The organism is Neisseria sp. (assembly GCF_030530745.1).
Taxonomy (GTDB): domain Bacteria; phylum Pseudomonadota; class Gammaproteobacteria; order Burkholderiales; family Neisseriaceae; genus Neisseria.
Map to the genome: position 1 here is coordinate 1 of NZ_JAUMUI010000046.1, position 8922 is coordinate 8922.

7 protein-coding genes and 1 riboswitch are annotated in these 8922 nt (G+C 54.8%); of the genes, 1 reads left to right on the top strand and 6 read right to left on the bottom strand.

All coding sequences use genetic code 11. The features are described from left to right. Nucleotides 1-286: 286 nt before the first annotated feature. Complete coding sequence (dnaE, locus tag Q3970_RS10510) at nucleotides 287-3721, top strand: DNA polymerase III subunit alpha (RefSeq protein ID WP_303100522.1); 3435 nt, start codon at nucleotides 287-289, stop codon at nucleotides 3719-3721. 213 nt (nucleotides 3722-3934) lie between these two features. Here the strand turns inward: dnaE and Q3970_RS10515 are convergent, their stop codons facing one another. The 6 genes from Q3970_RS10515 to gcvT form a co-directional block, all read right to left on the bottom strand. After that, complete coding sequence (locus Q3970_RS10515) at nucleotides 3935-5107, bottom strand: MFS transporter (protein WP_303100523.1); 1173 nt, start codon at nucleotides 5105-5107, stop codon at nucleotides 3935-3937. 63 nt (nucleotides 5108-5170) lie between these two features. Further along, complete coding sequence (locus Q3970_RS10520; protein WP_303100524.1) at nucleotides 5171-5731, bottom strand: DNA-3-methyladenine glycosylase I; 561 nt, start codon at nucleotides 5729-5731, stop codon at nucleotides 5171-5173. Nucleotides 5732-5751: 20 nt separating this feature from the next. Continuing rightward, entirely contained in the window at nucleotides 5752-6441 is a 690-nt protein-coding gene (locus tag Q3970_RS10525; RefSeq protein WP_303100525.1) for an aspartate/glutamate racemase family protein, read from the bottom strand. A gap of 175 nt (nucleotides 6442-6616) precedes the next feature. Beyond that, a complete protein-coding gene (gcvH, locus tag Q3970_RS10530; protein ID WP_303100526.1) occupies nucleotides 6617-7000 on the bottom strand; it encodes a glycine cleavage system protein GcvH in 384 nt (127 codons plus the stop codon). A gap of 68 nt (nucleotides 7001-7068) precedes the next feature. Next, complete coding sequence (locus Q3970_RS10535; RefSeq protein WP_303100527.1) at nucleotides 7069-7257, bottom strand: hypothetical protein; 189 nt, start codon at nucleotides 7255-7257, stop codon at nucleotides 7069-7071. A gap of 21 nt (nucleotides 7258-7278) precedes the next feature. Beyond that, nucleotides 7279-8379, bottom strand: a complete 1101-nt coding sequence (gcvT, locus tag Q3970_RS10540; protein ID WP_303100528.1) for a glycine cleavage system aminomethyltransferase GcvT — start codon at nucleotides 8377-8379, stop codon at nucleotides 7279-7281. A gap of 178 nt (nucleotides 8380-8557) precedes the next feature. Next, nucleotides 8558-8654, bottom strand: a riboswitch (glycine riboswitch). Between the last annotated feature and the right edge of the window lie 268 nt (nucleotides 8655-8922).

Consider the following 8922-nt stretch of genomic DNA (forward strand, 5'->3'; position numbering starts at 1 on the left):
GAAAACGAACTATACACAACCAACCCCAAAACAGTCAACACAAAAAACAAAAAATCCCACGCCAAAAACAACAACTGTCTGTTTAACAACAATATTTAATTCATCACAAACATTAAGCCGCCTGAACAATGGTTTCAGACGGCCTCAAGTTCCCTAAATATAATGCCTAACAATCAACCCTACAAAATTATGCTTCACACAAGGTTTGCATGAGCGCCGGCCTGCCTATCCAAGCAAACCTGTTACAATGTTTTGAGTTTTTCTTCTCAATTACCGTTTTAGTGTTATGACCAAACCGATTTATATCCCCTTGCGCCTGCATACCGAGTTTTCTATCACCGATGGCACGGTGCGTATCAAAGATGTTGTTAACAAAGCAGCGGCCGCTGGTATTCCCGCCCTAGGGATCAGCGACTTAATGAATACGTTTGGTTTGGTAAAGTTCTATAAAGCCTGCCGCGGTGCGGGCATTAAACCTGTGATGGCGGCTGATGTGTGGGTTGAAAACCCCGATGTGGCCGATAAACCTTTCAGGGCGGTTTTGATTGCGCAAAACAATGAGGGATACCGGCGTTTAAGCGAGCTGCTCACGGAAGCTTATGTGGGGGAGGGCCGCAATCCGAATCATGCGGAGCTTCGTCAAGCCTGGTTGACCGAAGGTGATAACACCGGTTTGATTTGCTTATCCGGTGCGCATTACGGCGAAGTGGGCGCGCATCTGATGAACGGCCACCCGGAGGCGGCCAGAGCGGCGGCGCGGAAATATGCGGCGTGGTTTCCGAATGCGTTTTATCTTGAATTGCAGCGTCTGCCCGAGCGCCCGCAATGGGAAATTTCGGTTGCCGGCAGCGTGGAAATTGCCGGAGAGCTTGATTTGCCTCTCGTTGCAACCCATCCGGTGCAGTTTTTGAACAGCGAAGATTTCCAAGCACATGAGGCGCGGGTGTGTATTGCAGGCGGTTGGGTGCTGGCAGATAAAAAACGCCCGCACGATTTTTCGCCCAGCCAGTTTTTCGTAGCGCCCGAGGTAATGGCCGAGCGTTTTGCCGACCTGCCTGAAGCGCTTGAAAATACGGTGGAAATTGCCAAGCGGTGCAATCTCACACTCACGCTGGGCAAAAACTTTCTGCCGCTGTTTCCCACGCCCGACGGCATGTCGTTGGACGATTATCTCGTGCAGCTTTCCAACGAAGGTTTGCAGGAACGCATGGTTCAGCTTTACCCCGACAAGGCCGAACGTGCCGAAAAAATGCCCGAATATCAGGCGCGGTTGGATTTCGAGCTGAAAATCATCATCCAGATGGGCTTTCCGGGCTATTTTCTCATCGTGCAAGACTTCATCAACTGGGCGAAAAACAACGGCTGCCCGGTGGGACCGGGTCGCGGTTCGGGCGCAGGTTCGCTGGTGGCTTATGCGTTGAAAATTACTGATCTCGATCCGCTGAAATACGCGCTGCTGTTCGAGCGTTTTTTGAACCCCGAACGCGTGTCTATGCCTGACTTCGATATCGATTTCTGCCAAAGCAACCGCGGCCGCGTGATTGAATATGTGCGCGAGAAATACGGTGCGAATGCAGTCAGCCAGATTGTTACTTTCGGCACCATGTCGTCGAAAGCGGTTATCCGCGATGTAGGGCGTGTGCTGGAACTGCCGTTCGGCCTGTGCGACCGCCTCTCGAAACTGATTCCGCTTGAAGCCAACCGCCCGGTGAGCCTTGATAAAGCCATGGAAATAGAGCCGGAAATCAAACAGTTGATTGAAAACGAAGATGCGGGCGAGCTGATCGAGTTGGCGAAAAAGCTGGAAGACCTCACCCGCGGCCTCGGCATGCACGCGGGCGGCGTGCTGATTGCGCCGGGCAAAATTTCCGATTTCAGCCCTGTGTATCAAGCCGACGAATCCGCTTCGCCGGTGTCGATGTACGACAAGGGCGATGTGGAAGACGTAGGCTTGGTGAAGTTCGACTTTCTGGGCCTGCGCAACTTGACCATTATCGAAATGGCGCAGGAAAACATCAAAAAAACCGTCGGCAAAACCGTTGACGTCAACACCATTCCGCTCGACGACCAAGCCGCTTACAAGATTTTCCGCGATGCCAACACCACCGCCGTATTCCAGTTTGAATCGACCGGCATGAAAAAAATGCTGAAAACAGCGCACACCACCAAGTTTGAAGAGCTGATTGCGTTTGTGTCGCTCTACCGCCCCGGCCCGATGGACAATATTCCCGACTTCGTCGCCCGCATGAAAGGGCAGGCATTCGAATATATCCACCCGCTGTTGGAGCCCGTGCTGGAGCCGACCTACGGCATCATGGTGTATCAGGAGCAGGTGATGCAGGCCGCGCAGGTTATCGGCGGCTACTCGCTCGGCGGCGCCGACCTGCTACGCCGCGCCATGGGCAAGAAAAAGCCCGAAGAAATGGTGAAGCACCGCGAAATTTTCGCCAAAGGCGCAGAAGAAAAAAACATTCCGCGCCAGAAAGCCGATGAAATTTTCGACTATATGGAAAAATTCGCCGGCTACGGCTTCAACAAATCCCACGCCGCCGCCTACGCGCTGATTTCCTACCAAACCGCCTGGCTCAAAGCGCACTACCCTGCCGAATTTATGGCCGCCACCATGTCGAGCGAGCTGGACAACACCGACCAGCTCAAGCATTTCTACGACGATGCCCGCGCCAACGGCATTACTTTCCTGCCCCCCGATATCAACGAATCGGATTATCTGTTTACACCCGACAGCCAAAAACAGATCCGCTACGCCCTCGGCGCCATCAAAGGCACAGGGGAAGGGGCGGTGGCGGCGGTTACGGCGGCACGGCGGGAAGGAGGAAAATTCACCGGCCTGCTTGATTTCTGCGAGCGCGTCGGCAAAGACCACGTCAACCGCAAAGTGTTGGAATCACTGATACGCGGCGGCGCGTTCGACAGCATCGAACCCAACCGCGCCATGCTGCTGGCCAATATCGACCTGGCCATGAACAACGCCGACCAAAAAGCCGCCAACGCCAACCAGGGCGGGCTTTTCGATATGGAGGAAGACGCTATAGGCACCATCGGGTTGGCCGATACGCCCGCATGGAGCGAGTCGGAAAAACTCGCCGAAGAAAAAAGCGTTATCGGCTTTTACCTTTCCGGCCACCCGTTCGGCCCTTATGCCGAAGAAGTGCGCCAAATCGCCCCCACCCGTTTAGGCCGTCTGAAACCGCAAGACAACGTGCGCGTGGCCGGCTTCGCCACCGCCGTGCGCACCATAATGGGCAAACGCGGCAAAATCGCCTTCGTAACACTCGAAGACCAAAGCGCCCAGGTGGAAGTGATGGTAACCGGACAAGTGTTGGAAGAAAGCGCAGGCCGTCTGAAAGCCGACCAAGTGCTGATTATGGAATGCAAAATCAACCGCGACGACTACAACGGCAGCGACACCCTGCGCATCGTTGCCAACCAAGTGATGACGCTGCAAACCGCCCGCGAACGCTACGCCCGCAGCCTGAGCCTGTATTTGCGCCCCGAACACGACATCACGCAATTGGCGGCGCTGCTCACCGGCCACCGCAAACCCGACACCGCCCATATCCCGCTGCGCCTTGCCTACGCCAACGATGCCGCCTCCGGCCAGTTGCGCACCGCCCCGAAATGGACGGTAACGCCGAGCGCGGAACTTTTCAGCGAACTGGAAAACCTGCTGGGCGGGCGATCGGTCAGGGTGAACTGGTAAAGCTTTCGGAACAGCAACCGCGTAAAAAACATCGGCAGGATATTTTTTGAAAAACATTACAGGCCGTCTGAAAAGATTATTCAGACGGCCTGAGACCTTTTGTTTCAAAAGAAATAACAGATACTCGGGTCAAGCCCGAGTATGGCGGCTGTTGAGTATTTCAAACAGCCTGAGACCTTTGCCAAATTCACTCAGGCCGTCTGAATAATCTTTTCAGGCGGCCTTTGCCATCCCCCTGCCCGCGATCAGCAGCGCTGCCGCCTGTACCAGCAGCAACACCCATACCACGCCCGTCCAACCGCCTTGCGCATAAGCCAGCCCGCACAGCCACGAGCCGGCGGTGCCGCCGCCGTAATAAGCCATGTAATACAGCCCGGAGGCCAACGAGCGGCCTTCCGTTACATTGGCCGCAATATAGCTGATGGTGGCCGCCTGCGTGATAAACACGCCCGAAGACATCAGCGCCAGCGCCGCCACTACCGCCGGCAGCGGCGCAAACAGCGTGCCCAACACGCCCGCAGCCGACAACCCCACCGCCAGCAGAATCGTGCGGCGGCTGCCGAAACGGTTAATCAGCCACGCCGAGAGCGGCGTAATCACCATACCGATCAAATAAACCGCAAACAGATTGGCCAAGCTGCCGCTGTCCAAACGGTAAGGCGCTTGCGCCAAATGCAGGTTGATATAGGTGAAACAGCCCACCAGCGAACACAAAACACACGCACCGAGCAGGCAGGCTGCCGCCACATAACGGTTTTTCAGATGGCCCGACAACATGCGCAAGGCCGTCTGAAAATCCGGTTTGGGCACAAACCGCTGCGACGCGGGCAACTGCCGCCACACAAACAGCGCCCCCGCAAAACTCAGCGCCGCCATCACATAAAACGCCGAACGCCAACCCATCCACTCGCTCAAATGGCCGAGCAGGAAGCGGCCCATAAAACCGCCCAGCACCGTGCCCGCCACATAAAGCGACATCAGCCGCGTCATCGTCTTACCGCCGAACTCTTCGCCGATATAGGCAATCAGCACCACCGTAATCCCCGGCACCGCCAAACCTTGCAGAAAACGGTAAAACATCATCTGCCCAATGGAGGCGGCCACCGCCAGCAACGCAGTCGGCACGGCAAGAAACAGCAGCGAGCCGACGATAAACACCTTGCGCCCGACGGCATCCGACAGCATACCCATAAACGGCGACATCAGCGCCACGCCGAGCACCGTCGCCCCCACCGCCAACCCCGCCTGCACTTCGCCGGCCTGCAAATCGCGCACCAGCAGCGGCAGCACCGCCTGCACGGAATACACCTGCAAAAACGCAAACACGCCGGTTAAGGCAACGGCGAGACGCAATAAAAAATCGGGGGAGGGGTTGTGTGTGTTCATAATCAAACCGGATTGGCCGGGGGTAAAAACGGCGCGGGTGCGGATAAAGCGAAACGGTTAAGGTTAAACATTATCCCGATTCTGCGCCCATTTCGGCCCGTTTGCCAACACCTTATCATAAACAGGACAACCTTCGACATGTGCACCCTTCAGATAGCCCGTACTCATCAGAAACTCATTCACAATCTCGCCGCCGACAAATTTAAAATGCCGTTTGAACAGTTTCACCCATTGCGGCAAGGCCAGCGGATGGTGCGCATCAAGCCAGTTTTTAAACGAACCGTATTCCTGCCGCAACAGCAAAATCTGCTGCGCATTGTGAATGGCCGCGTTGATTTTCAAGCGGTTGCGGATAATGCCCGCGTCGGCGAGCAGGCGTTTTCGGTCGGCTTCGGTGTAGGCCGCCACCGCAGCGATGTCAAAACCCGAATAGGCCGTCTGAAAACCCGCCCGCTTGTTTAAAATGGTTGTCCAGCTCAACCCCGCCTGATTGATTTCCAACACCAGCCGCCCGAATAGTTCATTATCGTCGTGCAGCGGGAAACCGTATTCGCAATCATGGTAGTGTTTGTTGGGATTGGCGGTATCGGCAGGCAATTCATTGCAAAATATGCAGTAATTCATTCAGACGGCCTTGTAAAAAATCAGGACAAAGCAAAATCCACCGCCGAGAGCGCATGGATTTCGGCACTGTCGAACACCGGCAGCGGGCAGTCTCCGGGTTTCAGCAGCAGGCCGATTTCGGTGCAGCCGAACACCACGCCCTCCGCACCCTGCCTTTGCAAATCCGCAACGGTATCCAGATAATACCGCTTGGCCGCTTCGGTAAAGCGGTTGCGGCACAGTTCTTCAAAAATCACGCGGTGGATTTCGTGCTGCACACTTTCAGACGGCACCAAGGTTTCCACGCCCAAGCCACGCATACGGTCGGTGTAAAAGCCGTCGCTCATGGTAAAGCGCGTGCCCAGCAAAGCCACTTTGCACAGCCCTGCCGCCTTAACGGCGGCAGCAGTGGCATCCACCACGTGAATCAACGGAACCTGCACCACCGCCTCGATGGCGGGCGCAACTTTGTGCATGGTATTGGTGGCCAGCACAATGGCTTGCGCCCCCATCCGTTCCAGCCTGACGGCACTCTGCGCCAGCACTCCGCCCGCTCCCTGCCAATCACCCGTGCGCTGCATGGCGGCTATGGTTTCAAAATTGACACTGTGCATCAGAATATCCGCGCTGCTGTTACCGCCCAAACGGCGGTTGGTTTCGCGGTTGATAATCTGGTAATACGATACGGTGCTCTCGGGGCTCATGCCGCCGATAATGCCGATGGTTTTCATGTTTCGAAAAGCCTTTTGAAAAGTCGGAATAAAACCAAGGCCGGTGAATGGAAGTTTTTTCAAACAACAAAAAACGGCCGGCACAAGCCCGGATATGGTGCCGATATTTGAAAATCAGGCCGTCTGAAAACCGTATTGCACGTTTTTCAGACGGCCTTTTGTTGTTGCGGCAGGTTCAGCCGATTTCGGCGGCATATTGTTCGGCGCTCAGCAGGCCGTCCAAATCGGCGGCATCAGCGGGTTTGATTTTAAAGAACCAGCCTGCGCCGTAAGGTTCGCTGTTGGCGGTTTCGGGCGCATCAACCAGCGCATCGTTCACGGCCACCACTTCACCGGCAATCGGCGCATACACGTCGGAAGCGGCTTTCACCGATTCCACCACGCCGGCCTGCTCTTCGGCGGCCAGATTCGCGCCCACTTCGGGCAGCTCTACAAACACGATGTCGCCCAGTAATTCTTGAGCGTGGTGGGTGATGCCCACGGTTACGGTGCCGTCTTCTTCTTGGCGCAGCCATTCGTGGCTGGCAACGTATTTCAGTTCGGCGGGGATATTGCTCATAGTGTGTTCTCCTATTAAATAAATAGCTTGCTTAAAACTTACTTAGAAACGGAAGGTTCATTTCGCGCTCATTCTTCCGCATAGTAATCTTCTTTAATTACTTCCAAAATATCTGCCTCAGGAATCCTCCCAATTCCATTATCAGACTGATAATCGTAAAAATATTTACCATATCCCTCTTGATCAATACCATTAATCAAAACTACATGACCGCTTTTCAATTTTACTTCGTTGTTAATTGCATATTTAGGTTTCATGACTTTTCCTTATTATTCAATTCAATCAAACTGCTTTTGGCCGTTGCGCACAAACGGCAGCTTCAACACGCGCACATCCACTTCTTTGCCGCGCATCAAAACTTTGGCCGCTTCGCCGTTAAAGTCTTTCGGCACGCGGGCGATGGCGATGGACTGTTTGAGGCTGGGCGAAAACACACCGCTGGTGGTGATGCCTTTGCCCGCGTCGGTAATCACTTCCATATGGTCGCGCAGCACGCCGCCTTTGGCGAGCAAGAGGCCGACCTGTTTATAGGCAACGCCTTTTTCTTTCAGGGCAACGAGCGCGGCTTTGCCGACGAAATCGCGGCTTTCGTCTTTCAAATCCACCGTCCAGCCCATGCCGGCTTCGAGCGGGCTGGTATCGTCGTCCATATCGTTGCCGTAGAGGTTCATGCCCGCTTCCATGCGCAGGGTATCGCGCGCGCCGAGGCCGCAAGGCTGCACGCCCGCCGCTTGCAGGGCTTTGAAGAATGCGCCGGCTTCCGCGCCCGGCAGAATCACTTCCACGCCTTCTTCGCCGGTATAGCCGGTGCGGGCGACAAACCAGTCGTTGCCCAAATCCGCGCCTTGGAATACGGCAAGGTTGTTCACCGTTTCCGCCCATTCGGGTTTCACGGTCAACAGTTTTTCAACGGCTTTGGGGCCTTGCACGGCCAGCATGGCCAAATCGTAGCGCGGATTCAGCGTGATGCCGAATCCGGCGCCGATTTTGGCGAACTGGGCGGAATCTTTTTCGCGGGTGGCGCCGTTGGACACAATGCGGTATTGGGTTTCGGCTTCGTTGGTGCGGTAAACGATTAAGTCGTCGATGACGCCGCCGTTGTCGTTGAGCATGGCGGAATACAGCGCTTTGCCGACAAAGCCGAGCTTGGCCACATCGTTGGCAATCAGTTTGCGGAAAAAGGCTTTGGCCTGATCGCCGCTAACGTCGGTTACCAGCATATGGGATACGTCGAACATGCCGGCGTCGGTGCGCACGGCTTCGTGTTCGGCAATTTGCGAACCGTAGTGAATCGGCAGTTCCCAACCGGCGAAGTCGATTAATTTGCCGTCGGCGTCTTTATGGGCTTGGTTGAAAGGTGTGGTTTTGAGGGCGCTCATGTCTCGGTCTCCATAAGTTAAAGGCGGCATTTGCTCTGCATGCGGCCCTATCTGTCCTTGAACCTGAGATTTTCGGCATCAGGCCGTCTGAAACCATTTCACAGCCTGTGCGCCTGAACTGCTTCAGACGGCCTTTTCCCCTTCGGTGGGCGCAGCCGCGCCGCTCTCCAGATTTTTGCTGATACGTGCAGTCCTTTTGCCTGAGCGATTTAAGGGTGTCTGCGCCTTCGGCGGTTGCGGCACAACCGGCCGCAACGCTCTCCTGCACGCTTGTCGGATTATGGCGTTAATCCTGCCCCGGGGCAAGGGTATTCTTTACGTTTTCGGGATAAAACAGCCCCGTCGGTTTTATTTAAACATCCTAAAACAATAATCTCGCTTAAAATAACTTCCGTTTTCACAGATTATTCAAAAAAAATATGTTTTTTTAAACTATTGTGCGTTAAGTTGAATTATCTTATATTAAGGCTGTGTTTCAAGCAAAAACACTAGGGTCTGTTGACAATTAACGCAACGGCGGTGTTTTTGGTCAAAAATCCCCGT